Annotated in this window: 16 protein-coding genes; 8 read left to right on the top strand and 8 right to left on the bottom strand. The window is 65.5% G+C overall.

The window, feature by feature from the left end:
• Window positions 1-72 precede the first annotated feature (72 nt).
• From DFR29_RS04415 to DFR29_RS04400, 4 genes are all read left to right on the top strand, one after another.
• The gene (locus tag DFR29_RS04415) at window positions 73-861 is read left to right on the top strand and encodes an undecaprenyl-diphosphate phosphatase (protein WP_133817355.1); all 789 of its coding nucleotides are present in this window, start codon (window positions 73-75) and stop codon (window positions 859-861) included.
• A gap of 247 nt (window positions 862-1,108) precedes the next feature.
• Window positions 1,109-2,458 (top strand): S41 family peptidase, encoded by a 1,350-nt coding sequence (locus DFR29_RS04410; protein WP_133817354.1) that lies wholly within the window; start codon window positions 1,109-1,111, stop codon window positions 2,456-2,458.
• A 182-nt stretch (window positions 2,459-2,640) separates the two neighbouring features.
• A complete protein-coding gene (locus tag DFR29_RS04405; protein WP_133817353.1) occupies window positions 2,641-3,474 on the top strand; it encodes a BON domain-containing protein in 834 nt (277 codons plus the stop codon).
• Window positions 3,475-3,658: 184 nt separating this feature from the next.
• On the top strand, window positions 3,659-4,162 hold the full coding sequence (locus tag DFR29_RS04400) for a low affinity iron permease family protein (protein WP_133817352.1): 504 nt from the start codon (window positions 3,659-3,661) through the stop codon (window positions 4,160-4,162).
• 365 nt (window positions 4,163-4,527) lie between these two features.
• Here DFR29_RS04400 and DFR29_RS04395 read toward each other — a convergent pair whose 3' ends face one another.
• Together DFR29_RS04395 and DFR29_RS04390 are read right to left on the bottom strand one after the other, a co-directional pair.
• Window positions 4,528-4,680, bottom strand: coding sequence for an entericidin A/B family lipoprotein (locus DFR29_RS04395; RefSeq protein WP_133817351.1), 153 nt, complete (start codon window positions 4,678-4,680; stop codon window positions 4,528-4,530).
• A 51-nt stretch (window positions 4,681-4,731) separates the two neighbouring features.
• On the bottom strand, window positions 4,732-5,280 hold the full coding sequence (locus tag DFR29_RS04390; protein ID WP_133817350.1) for a hypothetical protein: 549 nt from the start codon (window positions 5,278-5,280) through the stop codon (window positions 4,732-4,734).
• 208 nt (window positions 5,281-5,488) lie between these two features.
• Between DFR29_RS04390 and DFR29_RS04385 the strand changes: the two genes are divergently transcribed.
• Window positions 5,489-7,636: an ATP-binding protein gene (locus DFR29_RS04385; RefSeq protein ID WP_133817349.1), complete on the top strand. Its 2,148-nt coding sequence runs from the start codon at window positions 5,489-5,491 to the stop codon at window positions 7,634-7,636.
• Entirely contained in the window at window positions 7,636-8,742 is a 1,107-nt protein-coding gene (locus DFR29_RS04380) for a hybrid sensor histidine kinase/response regulator (RefSeq protein ID WP_133817348.1), read from the top strand. Before DFR29_RS04385 ends, DFR29_RS04380 begins: the two co-directional genes overlap by 1 nt.
• Before the next feature lie 16 nt (window positions 8,743-8,758).
• Here DFR29_RS04380 and DFR29_RS04375 read toward each other — a convergent pair whose 3' ends face one another.
• Entirely contained in the window at window positions 8,759-10,555 is a 1,797-nt protein-coding gene (locus DFR29_RS04375) for an SLC13 family permease (RefSeq protein ID WP_166653864.1), read from the bottom strand.
• Between the two features lie 320 nt (window positions 10,556-10,875).
• Between DFR29_RS04375 and DFR29_RS04370 the strand changes: the two genes are divergently transcribed.
• Window positions 10,876-13,743 carry a TonB-dependent receptor domain-containing protein gene (locus tag DFR29_RS04370; RefSeq protein ID WP_133817346.1) on the top strand — a complete coding sequence of 956 codons (2,868 nt, stop codon included), beginning with the start codon at window positions 10,876-10,878 and terminating at the stop codon, window positions 13,741-13,743.
• 70 nt (window positions 13,744-13,813) lie between these two features.
• On the opposite strand, the gene DFR29_RS04365 is transcribed toward DFR29_RS04370, so the two are convergent.
• The 4 genes from DFR29_RS04365 to DFR29_RS04350 form a co-directional block, all read right to left on the bottom strand.
• A complete protein-coding gene (locus DFR29_RS04365) occupies window positions 13,814-14,161 on the bottom strand; it encodes a hypothetical protein (protein ID WP_133817345.1) in 348 nt (115 codons plus the stop codon).
• Window positions 14,162-14,700: 539 nt separating this feature from the next.
• Window positions 14,701-14,898, bottom strand: a complete 198-nt coding sequence (locus DFR29_RS04360) for a CsbD family protein (protein WP_133817344.1) — start codon at window positions 14,896-14,898, stop codon at window positions 14,701-14,703.
• A 29-nt stretch (window positions 14,899-14,927) separates the two neighbouring features.
• The gene (locus DFR29_RS04355) at window positions 14,928-15,365 is read right to left on the bottom strand and encodes a ferritin-like domain-containing protein (RefSeq protein WP_133817343.1); all 438 of its coding nucleotides are present in this window, start codon (window positions 15,363-15,365) and stop codon (window positions 14,928-14,930) included.
• Between the two features lie 92 nt (window positions 15,366-15,457).
• Window positions 15,458-15,619, bottom strand: coding sequence for a DUF1328 family protein (locus DFR29_RS04350; RefSeq protein ID WP_133817342.1), 162 nt, complete (start codon window positions 15,617-15,619; stop codon window positions 15,458-15,460).
• A gap of 210 nt (window positions 15,620-15,829) precedes the next feature.
• Between DFR29_RS04350 and DFR29_RS04345 the strand changes: the two genes are divergently transcribed.
• Window positions 15,830-17,203 carry a sigma-54-dependent transcriptional regulator gene (locus DFR29_RS04345; protein ID WP_133817341.1) on the top strand — a complete coding sequence of 458 codons (1,374 nt, stop codon included), beginning with the start codon at window positions 15,830-15,832 and terminating at the stop codon, window positions 17,201-17,203.
• A gap of 39 nt (window positions 17,204-17,242) precedes the next feature.
• Here DFR29_RS04345 and DFR29_RS04340 read toward each other — a convergent pair whose 3' ends face one another.
• Window positions 17,243-18,553: an aspartyl/asparaginyl beta-hydroxylase domain-containing protein gene (locus DFR29_RS04340; RefSeq protein ID WP_133817340.1), complete on the bottom strand. Its 1,311-nt coding sequence runs from the start codon at window positions 18,551-18,553 to the stop codon at window positions 17,243-17,245.
• Window positions 18,554-18,629: the final 76 nt, after the last annotated feature.

Raw genomic sequence — 18,629 nt, 5'->3', positions numbered from 1 at the left:
GGCGCCGGACGGTGAAGAACCACCGCCGAAACGCTTAAGCTAGCGCGCTGCCCCCGGCGCTATCCGCTACGCATGAACGAAATCCTCAACGTCATCCTGCTCGGCCTTATCGAAGGCATCACCGAGTTCCTGCCCATTTCCAGCACCGGGCACCTGCTGATTGCCGAACACTGGCTGGGCGCGCGCTCGGACCTGTTCAATATCGCGATCCAGGCCGGCGCCATCCTCGCGGTCTGCCTGATCTACCGCGAACGGCTATGGCAGCTGGCCACCGGCTTGAACAATAAGGAACAAAGGGATTACGCCGCAAAATTGCTGCTGGCCTTCGGCATTACCGCGGTGCTGGGGCTGGCCGTGTCCAAGCTCGGCTTCAAGCTGCCGACCACGCTGACACCGATTGCCTGGGCGCTGGTGATCGGCGGCGCCTGGATACTGCTGGCGGAAAAACTCGTGGCGAACAAGGCCGAAGTGACCGCGATTGCCTGGCATACGGCCGCCCTGGTCGGCTTGCTGCAGGTGCTGGCCGGCGTATTCCCCGGCACCTCGCGTTCCGCCGCGACCATCTTCGTCGCCCTGCTCGCCGGCACCACCAGCCGTGCCGCGGCGACTGAATTCGCCTTCCTGGTCGGCATCCCTACCATGTTCGCCGCCTCGGCCTACGAGCTGCTGAAAACACTGAAGCAAGGCCAGGTACACGAAGACTGGAACCTGCTCGGCATCGCCTTCGCCGTGTCCTGCGTCACCGCCTTCGTCGTGGTGAAGTGGCTGCTGGGCTATATCCGCACGCATACCTTCACCGCCTTCGCCTGGTATCGCATTGCGCTGGGGCTGGCCCTGCTGATCGGCATGGCCGCAACGTAGGTTGGGGTAAGCCGCAGGCGCACCCCAACATCGCGGCATATCCGCAGCCAAAAGCCCGTGCCGGAGGAATTCCGTCATTTGGCGGGTTCCTTCGGTGCTGGCTTCTCGTCGATTCGTGCATCACGGTGCTGGAGAGCGCCTGCGGCTTACCCCAGCCTAGACAGGGCGGCTACCCCGACCTTCCGATCGCACGAGCTAACTTCCCGCCGCCTCGCCACATCCATCCAGCCTCTCACTGGAGGTCGTCATGGATGCTTGCGCGCACTGCCCACGATGGATTTTCGCGCTGCTGCTGGCATTGTTTTCCACTGCTGCAGCAGCACACGCATCGATTTCGCCGCAGCAATGGCGCGCCGACGTAGCCGCAATCCGCAGCGGCATTGCGCAGACGCATCCCGACGTCGGGTTTTCAGTCGATCCACAACAGCTCGACCGCAAGCTGGACGAGCTGGCCACCTCGGTGCGCAGCCCCATCGATCGCGACCAGGCCTGGCGCCGGCTGGCCACGCTCAATCCGCTGCTGGCCGACGCCCATTTCTGCGTCTGTTTCGACGACTGGCGCGCCGAAGCCGCGGCCCTGGCCAGTCGCGGGGGCGGCCTGTTCCCGTTCGAGGTTCAGGTCGATGACAGCGGCCAGATCGTCGTACGCGCGACTGTGGCCGGCCGCGCCACGCCGCTGGCCGGCGCCCGCATCGTCGCCATCGACGGCAGGCCGGCGCGGCGCATCGCGGCCGATCTGCTGGCGCGCATGCATGGCGATACGCCGGCCTTCCGCGCCGCATTGCTGTCGCGGCGGTTTGGTTTCTATTTCTGGAAAATGTACGGGCAGCGCGCGCAGTTCGACGTCGATATCGACATTGAACGGGCAGGCCGGCAACGGCTGCGCGTTGCCGCGGCACGGCCCGCCAGCGCGCCACGCTTCGACGACGAATTCGGCCTGACCCTGCTGCCCGGCAATACGGCCGTGCTGCGCGTGAATACTTTCGCCTGGCCGGAAAAACAGCAGGTGCTGGACTTCACCGCGGCCAGCTTCCGCCGCCTGGGCCAAGCCGCGGTGCACACGCTGATCATCGACATTCGCGCCAACGGCGGCGGCAATGACGACCAGTGGCTGGACGGCCTGATGCCCTATCTCGCCGACAAGCCGTTTCGTTTCGCTTCCGGCTATCGCAAGAAGATCATCGAAAAATACCGCGACGCGGGCGAAACACCCGGCGCGGTGGTGGATGGCCCGATTGACCGCTGGATTGCGCCGCAAAGCGGCGATCCGCTGTTCTTCCGCGGCCAGACCTATGTGCTGGTCGGCCGCGGCACGTACTCCTCGGCCATACTTTTCAGCAACGTGCTGCAGGATTTCGCGTTCGCCACGATAGCCGGCAGCGGCGGGCTGGCGCGCGCGCAGCAAAGCGGCGGCGTGCAAAACCTGGCACTGGCGCATACAGGCCTGGTGCTGGCGGTGCCCCGCTTTATCCTGCGGCGCCCGTCGGGAGCGCTGGCGCCGGCGCTGCTGACGCCCGACCTGCCGCTGGCCGACGACCCGCTGCGACCGCAGGCCGTCATCGATGCACTGCTGCAGACCATCGAGGCCCAGCCCTAGACAACAACGCAATTTGCAGTAAGGTCGCGGCCGATCTTGCAAGTTGCCCTGCACGCTGCTCGCGCTCGCTGTGTAGATCGTTGTTTTGACGCCGGATACCGTTGGTGTCGCAGTTGGCAACACCCTTGCTCCAGTCCTCCCGCCGGCCATTCGGGCCGCCATCCGGTTTCGGGAGTACACGCATGAACGCGATCAAGCCGCTTGCCCTCGCCATCCTGCTCGTCTTCGGCGGCAGCCTTGCGCTGCCGGCCGCGGCAGCGGAGAAATCGGCCGAGAAGTCGCTGGAACAGAATCTCAGCGACGCCAACAAGGAAGGCCGCATCTGGGCCAGCTTTGCGCTGAACCGCCATCTGAATCCGTTCGAATTCGACGTGAAGGTCAACGGCGAAACCGTCACTCTGGGCGGCACTGTCGACGAATCCATCGATAAGGAGCTGGCCGAACAGGTGGCCCTGGGCGTCAGCGGCGTGAAGAAGGTGGTCAACAACGTCAAGGTCGATCCGGACTGGGCGCCCAAGCCGCGACCGGCCGGCGAGCGCAGCTTCGGCCAAGCGGCCGAAGACGCCACCATCACCGCTACCGTAAAGAGCAAGCTGCTCTGGAGCGAACACACCGACGGCCTGGATATCAATGTCGACACGGCCAGCGGCGTGGTCACGCTGCGCGGCAAGGTGCCGACCGCCGAAGGCAAGGATCTGGCTGCGCGCTATGCCGCCAATACCGGCGGCGTGCGCAAAGTGAACAATGAGCTAGTTGTCGCCAGCGATGCCAAGCGCGCAGCCGCCAGTTCGGAACAGCCGGTCACCGATACCTGGGTGACGGCCAAGGTGAAGTCGTCGCTGACCCTTTCACGGCCACTGATGGACGACGATATCGACGTGAAGACGGTCAACGGCGTGGTCAGTCTGGACGGGCTGGTCGAGACCGCAGCGGAGAAATCGCTGGCGATCGAGATTGCGGACAATATCCGCGGCGCCAAGAAGGTCGACGCCGGCGGCCTGAAAACCCGCCGCTGAATCCCCGGCCGGCCCAGTGACGGGTTATCCGGTCGTCGTGTAAATAGTCATTTATATATCTTTACTGCCACGCCCGATGGGGCGTGGCTTTTTGCGTGGATCGCTGCGCTGACGCGGCCGCAGCACCGCAGCTACGCAGGCATCGGCGTAAGTGGTCCGGTATCCCTACTCGCAGGAGCCTCGCATGTCGCAGTCCCGGAACAACGACCCCTCGAACCCGATGCCGCAGCTCAAGCGCGGCAAGCGCCATTCTTGGTTCGACCGCGCCGCCGGTGCGATGACCCATGCCGTCGGCACGCCGGCGGCGTTCGGTATCGCGCTGGGCTCCATCGTGGTCTGGGCCGCTACCGGGCCGCTGTTCGGCTACTCGGAGACCTGGCAGCTGATCGTCAACACCGCGACCACCATCATCACCTTCCTGATGGTGTTCCTGATCCAGCAGGCGCAGAACAAGGACAGTCTGGCCTTGCATCTGAAGTTGAATGAGTTGCTGGCCTCGCACCGCAGCGCCAGCAATCGCCTGGTGGCGATCGAAGACCTGGACGAGGTCGAACTGGCCACGCTGCGCAAGTTTTATTGCCGCCTGGCAGAACTGGCACAGAAACGCGGCGTGCACGAAACCCATTCGCTGGACGAGGCGATCGAGGCCGACGAGGAAAAGCGCCAGGGGCGCGAACGCAGTCTTTGAGGCATCCGGCGCAGCACAAAGCCACATCACACCCGAACACCATCACGTCAGGCGGCGTCCTTGTAGGGTGCGGAGCGAAGCGAATTGCACCGTCGCTACCTGGCCGCCTGCTGGCCAGGGTCGAAGCCCTCGCGGCGCAATTCGCGTTGCTCATCGCGCCCTACGTGATTGACGCCGCGCTGCATCTTCGTACGGTGCGATGAGCGAAGCGAATTGCAAGGTCGCGACCTGGACGTCTGCTGGCCAAGGTCAAGCTGCTCGCGGCGCAGTAGGCGATGCGCCAAAAGAAAAACCCCGGCCATTGCTGGCCGGGGTTTCGCCATCGCACCGCGAGGTGGCGCGGTGGATTCGGATGGACGCGGCGCTTACTTGCGCACGTCGTCGGACGCCTTCTGGATTTCCTCGCCAGCGCGCTCGATGTCCTTGCCCGCCCCCTTGACTGTGTGGCAGGCGCTGAGCGAAGCGGCGCTCAGCACCAGGGCCAGCAGCAGCGAAATCGTCTTCAGGCTGGTCTTCATGGCATTTCTCCCTTTATTTATTTAGTTGGAAAGTAGCTATCTGCCCAGGGCTCAGCGCGCGTTTGCGGCCAGCGCATCGGCCTCGCGCAGCTGCTGCTCGCGGCGCGACTCGGCGGCGGTAATCGCCACTTGGTAGTCAGCCTTGGCCTTGTTCTGGCAAGCATCGCGGGTTTCGCCGGTTACGGCGTCGCAGCGCTGGTTGGCTACTTTCTGCACCTGCTCGGCTTCGGTCTTGGCGACTTCGTAGTCGGCCTTGGCACGAGTGCGCAGGACTTCGGCCTGTTCCTTGTCGACCTTGCCAGCAGCGTCGTGCGCGGCCGAGCTGAGCTGAGCATTGCTGTCGACACGTTCTTCGCCAGCCTTGCGTTCGGCCGAATTCATGTCCTTGTTCGCATCGGCCTGCACCTTGGCCAGGTCGGACTGGGCGGCGGCGACGTCCTTGCTCGCGTCGGCGCGGGCGTCCTGCACCTTCTGATTGGCTTCGGCCTGGGCCTTGGCTACGTCGGCGCGATTCTTGGCCGGATCTTCCGCACGGTCGCAGGCGCTCAGCATCAGGGCGGCGGCGAGGCCGGCACACAACAGCAGGGGCTTGGTATTCATGGCAACTCCATCGGGTTGGTAGCGTGGTGATTACCTGCATCACGCTTCGTGCCAGCCGCGACAGAAAACTAAAATATTGATTTATATATCATTTCTGCAATCACGGGGCTTGCACTAATCCCGCCGTACGCTCTGTCTATCGTGCAGATCGCAAGACGGCCCCAGCCAAGCCTGGGCTGTCTGTCGTTGCCAGCCCGGAGCACCGCCTTTGGCCGAGGACCAAAACGCATTGCAGGCGCCGCCGCAGTCGCCGGACTGGGACGGCTGGCAGCGCTATCTGCTGCTGTTTGTCCTCGCCTTGCTGTTGCTGCTGGGCGTGGGCTGGGCGGCGCTGAGCACCGGCGACCAGCTCAGCGTGACTCTGCGCCAGGTGACTCAGCTGCAGGAAGCGACCAAACGCCTGTCGGCCCTGCTCGCGCGCGTGGTCGATCTGGAAACCGGCCAGCGCGGCTTTCTGCTCACCGGCGAAGAGATCTATCTCAAGCCGTACGTGGAGGCCGAACGCAATATCAGCAGCGAGTTCCGCCGCGTCGACGAAGCCCTCGGCGATTATCCCGAAGCGCGCGAGGAACTCGCCGCGATCGAGCTGGCACTGGCGCAAAAGCGCGGCGAGATCGCCACCTCGCTGGCGGCCTACCAGCAGCAGGGGCCGCAGCAGGCGCTGGCCCTGGTGCGCAGTGGCGAGGGCAATCGCGTGATGGAAGACATCCGCGGCGCCATCGCGCGCCTGACCGTCGACGGTCGCGGCCTGATTGCGGACAAGCAGGCCTATCTGGAAAAAGTCATCGCGCAGCGCAATGTGTCGATTTTCAGCGCGCTGGGACTGGCTATCGTGGCCAGCCTGGCCGGCGTTGTGCTGCTGCGGCGCCACCTGCTGGCGCTGCGCCAGGAGCAGAAGCTGCGCGCCGTGGCAGAACGCTCGGACAAGGCCAGCCGGGAAAAAAGCGCCTTCCTCGCCAATATGAGTCACGAAATCCGCACACCCATGAACGCCATCTTCGGTTTCAGCCAGCTGCTGTCCGAACGCGTGACCGACCCGCAGGACAAGCGCTATGTCGATGCCATCGTGACCAGCGGCCGCTCGCTGCTGGCGCTGATCAACGACGTGCTCGACCTGTCGCGCATCGAGGCCGGCAAGCTGGATGTGCGGCCGGCCCCCATGAGCGTGCGCGAACTGATCGACAGCGCCCAGCTGGTGTTCTCGCAACTGGCCGCCGACAAGGGCCTGCAGCTGGACACGCGCGTCGATGCCTCGCTGCCCGATGTGCTGGAACTGGATCAGGCGCGCCTGCGCCAGATGCTGTTCAACCTGGTCGGCAATGCCATCAAGTACACCGCGAAGGGCCATGTACACATTCGCGCCAGCGCCACCGCAGACGCGGACGAGCTGCATGCGACCGTGGTGATCGAGGTAGAGGACAGCGGCGTAGGCATTGCCGCCGAGGCACACGAACGCATCTTCGAACCGTTTACCCAGGCGGTCGGCGAGTCGGCCCAGGAAGGCACCGGCCTGGGTCTGTCGATCACGCGCAGCCTGGTCCATCTGATGGGCGGCGCGGTGACCCTGGAAAGCGCACCGGGGCGCGGCTCGCGCTTCCAGATCCGCCTGCCGCACGTGGCGCTGGCGGTATTCGCCGACGACATCCAGCCGCCGGCGATCGAGATCGCGGCGCTGGCGCCGCTGACCATCCTCGTCGCCGACGACGTCAGCCTCAACCGCCAGCTGATCGAAGCCATGTTCCGCGGCAGCGCCCACCGCCTGCTGCTGGCCGAGGACGGCGTGCAGGCCGTCGCGCTGACCCGCGCCCACAAACCGGCCGTGGTGCTGATGGACATTCGCATGCCGCAGCTCGACGGCTTGGGCGCGCTGGCGCAGATCCGCGCCGATGCGGCCATTGCGGCGACCCCGGTGATTGCCGTGACCGCGTCGAGCCTGAGCGGTGACGATGCGCAATTGCGCGAACGCTTCGACGGCTACCTGCGCAAGCCGATCACGCGCGAGCGCCTGCTGGCCGAGCTGCTGCGCGTGCTGCCGCCGCCGCCCGCGCCGGTCGAAGCCGGCGACGACACGCCAAGCCGGCCACAGGCCTTGCCCGAGGTACTGCGCCAGCTGCAGCACATAGAGAAGGAACGCTGGCCCGGCCTGTCTGCTTCGCTGGCTGTGCGCGAAAGCGCGCGCCTGGCCGAGCAGCTGCTGCAGCTGGCGCAGCAGCTGGGTGCGCCCTCGCTGCAGCGCTACGCCCTGCGCCTGCAACAGGCCGCTGCGTTGTTCGACCCCGCCGCGCTGGAATCCACTTTGCGCGATTTTCCCCAGCAGCGGGCCGAACTCGCTGCGTATCTGCAGGATCCCTCGTAATGTCGCTCTCTGCTCCACCGCGCGAACCGCTGGTACTCATCGTCGACGACCAACCGGCCAATGTGCAGTTGCTCGGCCAGATGCTGTCCGATGCTGGCTATGAAGTGATGCCGGCCACCTCGGGCGAGCAGGCGCTGGTACGCGCCCAGGCGCGCCGGCCCGACCTGGTGCTGATGGACATGATGATGCCGGGCATGGACGGCTTCGAACTGTGCCGCCGGCTCAAGGCCGATGCGACCCTGGTCGAGGTGCCGGCGATTTTTCTCACCGCCGCGACCGAGCGTGAATACCTGGTGCGCGCGTTCGAACTGGGCGCGGTCGACTACATCACCAAGCCCTTCGTCGCCGAGGAACTGCTGGCGCGCGTGCGCACCCACGTCAACCTCAAGCGTGCGACCGAGCACCTGCGCCTGATCGTGCGCGAACGCGACGATGTCACTGCCATCGTCGCGCACGATCTGAAGAACCCGATCTCGAATATCCGCTTCGCCGCGCAGATGCTGCGCCGGCCCAACCTGACCGCCGAGCGCCAGGCCAGCCTGGTCGACGACATCGTCAGCTGCTGCGACGAGGCGATCGAATTCGTGCAGCGCTTCCTGCAGCGCCGCGCCACGATCGAGCGCGTACGCGCACTGGAATCGGCAACGGTAGACCTGAGCCAGCTGGTGGATCGCGCCATCGCGCGCCACCAGGCCGCCGCCGAGGCGCGCGGCGTCAGCCTGCTGCGCAGCGGCCAGCCGCTGGCGGCGCAGGGCGATGCGGCAGCGCTGCGCAATGTGCTGCAGAACCTGCTGTCGAATGCGATCCGCTATGCGCCGCGCGATTCGGTGATCGAAGTGCAGCTGGACGCCGACCGGCCCGGCTTCGCCCGCGTCTTCGTCCTCGACCGCGGCCCTGGCATTGCCGAAACCGAACGCACCAAGCTGTTCCAGCGTTTCGCGCGTATTGCGCAAGCGCCCAGCGACGCCGACGAAAGCCTGTCCACCGGCCTGGGCCTGGCTATCGCCAAGGACGATATCGAGCAGATGGGCGGTTTTCTCTGGTTCGAACCGCGCACCGGCGGCGGCAGTGTGTTTGCCTTCGAATTGCCGCTGGCGGCAGCGTGAATCGCCGCGCCCGGGTTCAGGCCGCCGGCCACAGCCACAGTGCGACAAATGCCGTGATCAGGCCGAACAGCACCGTCAACGGCGCGCCGACGCGGAAGAAATCGCCGAAGCGATAGCCGCCGGGCACGTAGACCAGCAAGTTGCCGTGGTGGCCCAGCGGCGTGAGAAACGCTGCCACTGCGCCTATGGCCAGCGATGCGACCAGCGCTTCGGGCGCCAGGCCCAGCGGCTCGGCCATGCGCGCGGCAATCGGCGCCAGCAGCACGACGGTGGCGGCATCGGACAGGATCTGGGTAAGGATGGCGCCGGCACTGAATACCAGCACCAGGATCCAGAACGGCGAAAATTCCTGCAGCAGCGGCGCGAAGTGCGTGGCCGCGAGCGTGGTCAGGCCGGTCTGCTCCAGCGCGGCGCCCAGGGCCAGCGCGCCGGCGATGAAGGCGATCACGCGCAGTTCCAGCGCGGCATAGGCTTCTTCAGCGCTGAGGCAGCGCGCAACCACCACGCCGAGGGCACCGGCCAGGAAGGCCACGTGTACCGGCAGCAGTTCGGTTGCCGCCAGCACCACGCTGCTGCCGAGAATGCCCAGCGCCCACCAGGCACGCGAACGGCGCAGGCGCCGCGCGCGGAACGGCAAGGCCATGAGGAATTCGCGCTGCAGGCCCAGGCTGTCGAGCCTCTGCGGCTCGCCCCAGACCACCAGGGTGTCGCCGGGCTGCAGGCGTATGCCGGACAGCTCGCCACCGACCCAGCCCTCGCGCCGCCACAGGCCGACCACGATGACGCCGTAGCGCTGGCGGAAATCCACTTCGCCGACGGCACGGCCGGACAGGTACGAGCGCGGCGCGATGACCAGCTGGGCCAGGCGCTCCTCGCCGAACTGCTCTTCGGCCTCGGCGTCGGTGGCCTCGCCGTACTTGGCGACGGCGTGCAGGGCCAGGCCTTTTTCGTCGGCAATGTCGGCCAGTCCTTCGGGCGTGGAGCGCACCAGCAGCACGTCGCCGGCCTGGATCTTGCGCTCGTCGCGGCCATGCCGGATCGGATCGCCGCCGCGCAGCCAGTCAATCACTTCAAAGCGGCCTTTGTAGCGCTCGCTCAGTGCCGCCAGCCCCAGGCCGACCTGCGGGCCGCCCTCGACGATGAGGATTTCGGTGTAGTAGTCGTCCAGCGCAAAGCGCACCGTGCTGCTGTCGCTGCCGACGCGGTCGGGCAACAGCCAGCGCCCCGGCAGCAGCATGTAGAACAGGCTGCAGGCAACCAGGGCCATGCCGATGGGCGTCAGCGAGAAGATGCCGAAACCTTCGCGTCCGGCCTCCTGCAGCACATGGTCGGCGACGAGGAAGGCCGGCGCGCCGATCAGGGTCAGGGTGGTGCCTATCGAAGCCGACAGCGAGACTGGCATCAACAGGCGCGATGCCGGGAAGTTGCCGCGCGCCGCGACCGTACCGGCAATCGGCACCATCAGCGCGGTAATCAGCAGGTGATGCGTCAGCGCCGACAACAGCGCCGCCGCCAGCATCAATACCAGCAGCCCCCAGACCAGGCGCGTGCCGGCGATGCGCGTGACCCATTGTCCCAGGCGTTCGGCCAGGCCGGTATTCACGACCGCCGCCGACAGAACGAAGGCGCCGATGACGGCAATCACCGGCTCGCTGCCGAAACCTTTCAGAGCCTGCTCGGGAACGAGCACGCCAGTGGCGACCAGGGCTACCACGGCGCCCAGGGCGACCACATCCGCGCGCAGCCACTCGGTGACCAGCAACAGCAAGGTAAGGCCGAGGATCAGCAGGCAGACAATCTGGGGTTGGCTCATGCGCGCGACGACTCCCTTCGAGGACGGTCCAGTGTGGCGATAGCGTGTTGCGGCGGCCAGCCCCGCCTGCCGCAACGCCGGGCCCAGCATTACCGGTATGCCGTTGTGCGGGCGTGAGTGCCTCGCAGTGCAGCATCGGCGCTGGGCCATTCGTGCAGCAATTTCTGCCGCGTCGCAATACCTACGTATCCGCATTGTTGCTTGCGCTACATCGCAGCAAAAACACGTTCAACTTCGTACGAAGGCTTTCATATGTGACAACGGCTTCGCTACCATCGCCGAACGCGCAATTGCAGTCACACCAACGGGGAGTCGGTATCGTGGCGAATCTAGGCAAGGCGGCCTGCACACTTTCATTGCTCGCACTGGCTTGCGGCCAGGCATTGGCCCAGCAGATCAAGGTCGACAACGAGGCGATCAAACTGGAAAAAGTCGAAGTTGTCGGCTCGCACCTGCGGCGGGTCGACATGGAGACGCAGCATCCGGTGCTGGTGATCGAGCGCGAAGCCTTGCTCAAGACCGGCCTCAGCGACATCGCCGACATTCTGCAGACCATCAGCAGCAACGGCCAGTCGCTGAACCGCAATATCAACAACGGCGGCACCGGCGAAGCCCGCATCAACCTGCGCTCGCTCGGCGAGAACCGCAGCCTGGTACTGGTCGACGGCCATCGCCTGGTATCGGCGCTCGACGGCGGCGTGGACCTCACCGCGATTCCGCTGGCCCTGGTGCAGCGCGTGGAAGTGCTGCGCGACGGCGCCTCGGCGATCTACGGTTCGGACGCGATCGCTGGCGTGGTCAATATTGTGACCCGGCGCGACTACAACGGCGGCGAGGCCAGCGCCTATTTCGGCGAAAACGCCTACAACGACGGCCAGCGCCGCGCCTACGACCTGACCTGGGGCAAGACCGGCGAAGGCTGGAGCGTGGCCGGCGGCGCCGCCTACAGCAAGGACGAGGCGACGTATGCACGCGACCGCGCCATTTCGCGCGTGCCCTACTTCGGCCTGCCGCTGCAGGGGACCGGTTCGCTCACCACCGGCTATTCGCGCCTGTTGCCCGATTCTTACGAGGACTACGTGCGGCTGATCGAAGGCCGCGGTGGCACCTCGCCCGAGGATTTCCGCCCGATCGACCCGGTCACCGATAGCTACAACTACACATTGCAGAATTATCTGCAGACCCCGCAGGAACGCCGCGCCCTGTTCGCCCAGGCGCGCTACGACTTCAGCACGCGCCTGGGCGTGCATATCAACGTGCTGCACAACGAACGCCGCTCGGCCCAGCAGCTGGCCGAACCGGTGGTCAGCTTCAATCCGTTCCAGGACGGCCCGGCCGGCCTGATCTCGATCAGCCCCGACAATATCTACAACCCGTTCGGCGAGGCTATCTCGGTTGCAAACCGCCGCTTCGTCGAAGCCGGACCGCGCCGCCTGCGCCAGGAAGTCGACACCACCCGCATCGACCTGGGACTCGACGGCCTGTTCGCGCTGGGCTCGCGCGAATTCAGCTGGGGCCTGAACTACACCGCCACGCGCGCCGACCAGCGCGAGTCGGTATCGCCGTATGCGGATAACAGCCGCCTCGCGCTGGCCCTGGGCCCGTCCTTCCGCGACGCCGCCGGCGTGGCGCATTGCGGCCGGCCCGGCGCAGTCATCGCCGGCTGCGTGCCGTTGAACCTGATCGGCCCGCCCGGCTCGATCACGCCGGACATGCTGGCCTATGTCGGCATCGACGCGCACAACCGCAAGCGTTCCGAATCGCGCGACCTGGTACTGCACGCCGAAGGCAGCGTGCTCGACCTGCCTGCGGGCGAACTCGGCATCGCCGTCGGCGTGGAGCGGCGCGAGGAAGAAGGCTACAACCGGCCCGATGCCGCCATCGCGCGCGGCGATGCCAACGGCACCGGCGTCACCTACGACGCCACCCAGGGCAGCTATTCGGTCAACGAAGCGTTCGTCGAACTGAACCTGCCGCTGCTCAAGGACCTGCCGCTGGCACGCCAGCTCGACGTATCGCTGGCTTCGCGCTATTCCGACTACTCCGAGTTCGGCGGTACCACCAACTCCCAGTTCGGCCTGCGCTGGAAGCCGGCCGAAGACGTACTGGTACGCGGCAATATCGCCCAGGGCTTCCACGCGCCCAGCCTGCTCGACCTGTATTCCGGCTCGGTCGATTACATCGGCCTGCTGCAAGACCCCTGTTCGGCCGAGCACTCGCCTTCGCCGTCGACCCTGGCACGCTGCCAGGCCCAGGGTGTTCCGGCCGGCGTGCAGGACAGCGAACTGGTCAACATCACTACCGGCGGCAACCGCCAGCTGCAACCCGAGCGTGCCCTCTCGCGTTCGCTCGGCCTGGTCTATTCGCCACAGTGGCTGGAAGGGCTGGAAGCCAACATCGACTGGTATCGCGTGCAGATCCGCGACGCGATCGGCGACCGCGATTCGCAGGCGGTGGTCGACGACTGCTATGTGCGCGCCGATCCGAACGCCTGTGCGCGCATCCAGCGCCTGGCCAGCGACGGCAGCCTGGCGCGCGTGCTGGCCACGGCACAGAACCTGCCCGGCGGACTGGAAACCGAAGGCTTCGATTTCGGCCTGAGCTTCCGCCGCAGCACCAGTGCCGGCGACTTCCACATCAGCTGGGACAATGCCTACGTCAGCTACTACGGCGAACTGCACCAGCCCACGCGCGCCAGCATCCTGCCCGACGGCTCGCCGGCGCAGGGCAATGTCGTGAGCGACAACCGCAACCCCGGCAGCTTCTACGGCATGGTCTGGCGCCTGCGCTCCACCATGCGCGTGGACTGGCAGCACGAGGCCTGGAACCACTCCGTTGGCGTGCGCTATTTCTCGCCCAGCGACGAAGACTGCAGCAACCCGGTCGACTATGCCGAATACCTGGGCCAGCCGCAGTTGGCGAACCTGTGCTCCAACCCCAACCGCATCATTTCGGTCGGCAACGGCGGCGAACCCTACAACGCGCCGGAAAACCGCATGGCCAGCGTGACCTATTTCGACCTGGAAACCAGCTGGGACGCACCGTGGAAGGCGCGCGTCACGCTGGGCGTCCGCAACGCCTTCGATCGCGATCCGCCGGTGTCGTACTCCGCCTTCATGAACTCCTCCCAGCCCGACTACGACATACCCGGGCGGTTCTGGTATGCGAGCTACCGGCAGAGTTTCTGAGCCTGCCAGGGCAGCAACAAAAAAGCCGCTCAAGAGCGGCTTTTTTGTTTTCCCGCAGCAACCGCCTGCACTACATATCGTAATTGGTGCAATACAGCTCGTCTGAAGCGCTGCCAATTGGATTGTTGTTGGCATCGGTCACGGTGATGCTGACGGTAAGGAAGGTATCGCCGTTAGGGCAGCGGAAGATGCAGAAGTAGTCGTCTTCGCAGTTGGCGGGAATGACCACGCTGACATGTGGCGAGCCCGGCGAATAGTTGTAGCCCCAGTAGACATTGAACGGCGTGGGTGAACCCGGGCTGCTGGCACTGGCGTAGCAGAAATTGCTGCCGCCGCTACAGCTCAGGCTGACGCTGGCGAAGGCAGTGCAGGGGAGGAGTGCAACAGCGGCGAACAAGGCAGAACGAACCAGACGCATAGATATTCTCCGTGGTTTTTCCTAGAACTTGTTGCAGACAGGTGTGCACGACGGTCGAGAGTCACTTTTCAGTAATTCTCTTTGTGCACCTTGTGAGCGTAGGCCAGTCGCCACGGCGAAGATGTATGTTTAACGTTAAGCTCGCTTGCCTGCCCAGAGACCGCGAATATGTCGCGGCAACGTCGCGGCGAAATTTACGCCACAAGTGCCGTTAGTCTATTTCGTGGGGTTTTACACTGATGCCCGCCACGCGGCAGACGCAGGCGGATGGGCGAATAACCAAAAAAAAAGCGGCGACGCAGGGGTACGTCGCCGCCGTTGGCTTGCACTTGGCCCCCTTGGGGTGGGGCGGGTGCTGCTCCGCTTCACAGCGGTGCGGGACCGGTCGGTCGGGGGAAGGGTATTACGGTGACCGATCCACTTGGGGAAATTGACATCCTTGTCACATTGTCAACTTCCTGTCGGACCACCGGGGCGGTCCGTATTTCGTTTCATCCTGCGCCACAGATTGCGGCAGCAAAGATGAATACAAGGTGTTTCTACAGCGAGTTTTCGAACTTTTTCACTTCGCCTTCGGCCTCGTCCTTGGCCCAGCCGTAGCGTTCCTGCAACTTGCCGACCAGGTATTCACGATGGCCGTCGGCAACGCCGAGGTCGTCGTCGGTGAGCTTGTTCCACTGCACCTTGGCCTGGCCGCTGAGCTGCTTCCATTTGCCCTTGATGATGTCCTGGTTCATGACAGCTCCTTGTGGGTTTGGTTCACGGTTCAGGCCGCCAGGCGGCGCTTGAGGTCGCGCATTTCGTCGTGCGTGCGCTTGAGGTCCGGATAGTGGCGTTCGGCGATGCGGCGCAGTTCCAGGTCGTCGCTCTGGGTCAGCTCGTCGCGAAACGCTTCGAGGATGCGGTCTTCGGTCTGTTCCAGCTGGGCGACGTAGACGCTCTCGCTGTCCTTGCTCATGCTGGCGCGAACGTCGGCATAGAACTGGCGCAGCGAACCCATCACGGTACCGCCTTCGGGTGCGGCCTCGCCGTGGGCAGCCAGGCGTGCCGACAGGTCGCTGGCGATGGCCTGTTTCTGCTGGGCCATGCGCTGGAACAGGTTGGCATAGGCCGGCACCTTCACCTTGGTGGCGGCTTCGCTATAGAACTTCTCGCCATCGTTGAGCAGTTCGATCAGGTCTTTCAGATTGCTGCTGGTGCTCATGTGTTGCTCCTTGTCTTCAGGGGTTTGCCAGGCCGCCTTCCGTGGCGGCTATATGCGGGCGTCAAAACCGATCTTCCTTGGGAGGGTCGCGCCTATACGCGGCGACGACCGGTGATCAGGGAGATTACGAACAGCACCAGGAACACGAAGAACAGAATCTTGGCGATGCCGGCTGCCGCGCCGGCGATTCCGCCGAAGCCCAGCACTGCGGCGATCAAGGCGACCACGAAAAACACAACGGCGTAATGCAACATGGGACTCTCCTTTGATTTCGGTATCCGCGTCGCATCCGATGCCGCCGCGGTCGAAGTAATAGAGTCAATCGGCGTGCCAGCCGGCCGGCTGGATATTTCCTGATATTTTTCATAGTGTTGAGATGTTCCCCTCGGTTCGCCCTAGCCGCGGATTGCAGGGAACGATGAACACCTCTTGCAGACTGCACGAGCTGCCCCGATGGAGATTCGATGAACGAACCGACCACCCCGCCGCGGGAACGCGTACTCCTCGTCGACGACGACGCGACGGTATTGCGCAATTTCCGCCTCTGCCTGGAAGACGAGGGCTATCAGGTCAATACCGCGCCCAATTCGGGCTCGGCCCTGTCCGCGGTGTCGCGCAGCGTGTTCGATGTCTGCGTACTGGACCTGCATATCGGCGAGGAATACGGCCTGGACCTGCTGCCGCAGCTGCGCGCCGCGGCGCCGTGGATGCGCGTGATCATGGCTACCGCCGAATCCGACGCGGCGATCGCCGTCAGCGCGATGCGTGCAGGCGCGGCGGACTACCTGATCAAGCCCTGCGAGCCGGAACAACTGTTGCGCTCGGTAGCGCAGCAGGCGCAGGCACGGCGGCTGGAACGACGCATCGACGAACTGGAATCCAGCCGCGGCGAATCGCTGCCGGATTCGCTCGACAGCCTCAACCCGGCCATGAGCCGCCTGCTGGAAATGGCGCGCCAGGCCTCGGAAACCGACGCGACGGTGCTGATCCTCGGCGAGAGCGGTACCGGCAAGAATGTACTGGCGCGCAATATTCACTTGTGGAGCATGCGGCGCAAGGCCGGCTTCGCTACGGTCAACTGCCCTTCGCTGTCGGCCGAGCTGCTGGAAAGCGAACTGTTCGGCCATGTGAAGGGCGCTTTCACCGGCGCGCACGATCACCGCCAGGGCCGCGTACAGGTGGCCGAAGGCGGCACCTTGTTCCTCGACGAGATCGGCGAGTTCCCGCTGTCGCTGCAGCCCAAGTTCCTGCGCTTCCTGCAGGATCGCGAGTACGAGCGCGTCGGCGACCCGCGCACGCGCACCGCCGACGTGCGCATCATTGCCGCAACCAACCGCGACCTCGCCACGGCCGTCGCCGACGGCACCTTCCGCAACGATCTGTACTACCGCCTCAACGTGATTTCGCTGACCGTGCCGCCCCTGCGCGAACGGCCGGAGGACGTGCTCAGCATCGCCGACAAGCTGCTGGCCAACCTGGTGGCGCGCTACCGGCGTCCGGCACGGCGCTTCGCGGCCAATGCGCGCAATGCGCTGCTGGCCTATTCCTGGCCCGGCAATGTGCGCGAGCTGGCCAATGCGATCGAGCGCGCAGTGATTCTTTGCGCCGGCGAGGAAATCGCCTACGAACACCTGCCGTTCGCCGCATCGGGCCTGAGTGCCGCCAGTCTCGCCAGCGCCACGCCGCGGGCCGGCGACCCGGTCACCATCGAGCAGCTGGAACGCGCGCATATCGAAGCCGTATTGGGCGCGACGCCGACGCTGGATGTGGCGGCGAAGCATCTGGGCATCGATGCGTCGACCTTGTATCGCAAGCGCAAGTCGTATGGCCTGGGTTGAGCGGCGCCTGCGCGGGACGGCCGGAGCGCAAGCCCCGGCCTATTTCAATCCGGCACGCTGATTGAACCCGCCGATCGCGCCGACCAGGTCGGTCACGGCGGCACGCTCGGCCTCGCTGAGGTCGGGATGCCAGGTGTCGAGGATCAGCACCACGCGGGTCTGCTCGCTGCGGTTCCAGGCTTCGTGCTCGTAGGTATCGTCGAATACGACGCAGCGGCCTTCCTGCCAGACGTGATCGACGCCGCCGACACGCAGTGCGCAGTGGTCCGGCACGATCAGCGGCAGATGGGTCACCAGGCGGGTATTGGTCACGCCGCGGTGCGGCAGGATGTGCGCGCCCGGCGTCAGCAGGGAGTACAGCACTTCCGGCGCATGCTCGCGGATACGCACGATAGGCAGCGCATCGAGCACCTGGCTGGTCAGCGGGCAGCGCGCGCAATTCTCTTCGCGGCGCTCGCCGTGGCGGTAGAAAAAGAAACCGGTCCAGCCGGCCTGGCCGCTGGGGCCGCGCAAGTAGTCTTCCACGCGCTTGAGCGAATCGAAGCGCAGGAACGGCTCAAACCCGTGCTCGGCGGCGAGCAGGTTGAGCAGTTCCAGGCGGATCGCGTCGGTGTGTTGTTCCAGCGTCTCCAGCCAGGGGAAGCGCTCGCGCTCGTAGTAGCCCTGCGAGGCAATGCCGGGAAAGAACAGGAACAGCGGCCGTTGCGCCGGATCGGCGTACTGGGCCGGCGCGTCGCCCAGGTAGATCGCCAGTGCCTGTTCCACCCGGCCCAGCTCCTGCGCGCCGTAGCGCTGGCGCAGCGGCGCCAGCACGCCGTCGAACAGGCGATGGCGGCCCTCGTCGACATAGCGCATGGCTGCCACCACGGCCTGGCGCAGGCCAGGCGGCGTAGACTGCTGGTCGCGCCAGTGGCCACGATCCTGCGCATCGCGCAGGGCACGGAAAAACACCGGCAAGGCCTCGTCGTCGCGACCGAGCTGCTGCAGCAAAGTAGCCAGGTGGAAACGTGCAAGAAAATAATCCGGCGCCTGCTCCACCGCGGCGCCAAGGCTGGCCACGGCTTCGTCCGTGCGGCCGGCCTGGCGATAGGCAAGGCCCAGGCTCTTGAGGGTCTCCGCATCGGCGGGCACCAGCGCGCGGGCGCGTTCGAGCAGGGCGATGGCCTGGGCCGGCTGCTGCCGGGCCAGCGCACACATGGCAAGGAAGTTAAGCGCCTCGGCCGAATCGGGCAGTAACGCAAGCAGGCGCTGGTAGTGCGCCTCGGCTTCGGCGATGCGCCCCTGCGTCGCGGCGTTGCGCGCCTGTTCCAACTGGGCAGCCAGCGCAGCCGGCGGCGCGGGAGCGGTCATGGACTAGGCCACCCCGCCACAGGCAGGAATCCGGCGTTGATGGCGCCAATTGCCGTATGCCCGGCCCTTGCAGGAC

It is taken from the genome of Tahibacter aquaticus, assembly GCF_004363655.1.
GTDB lineage: Bacteria > Pseudomonadota > Gammaproteobacteria > Xanthomonadales > Rhodanobacteraceae > Tahibacter > Tahibacter aquaticus.
Note: the sequence above shows the minus strand (reverse complement) of the source record. Positions and strands in the feature narration are given on the sequence as shown.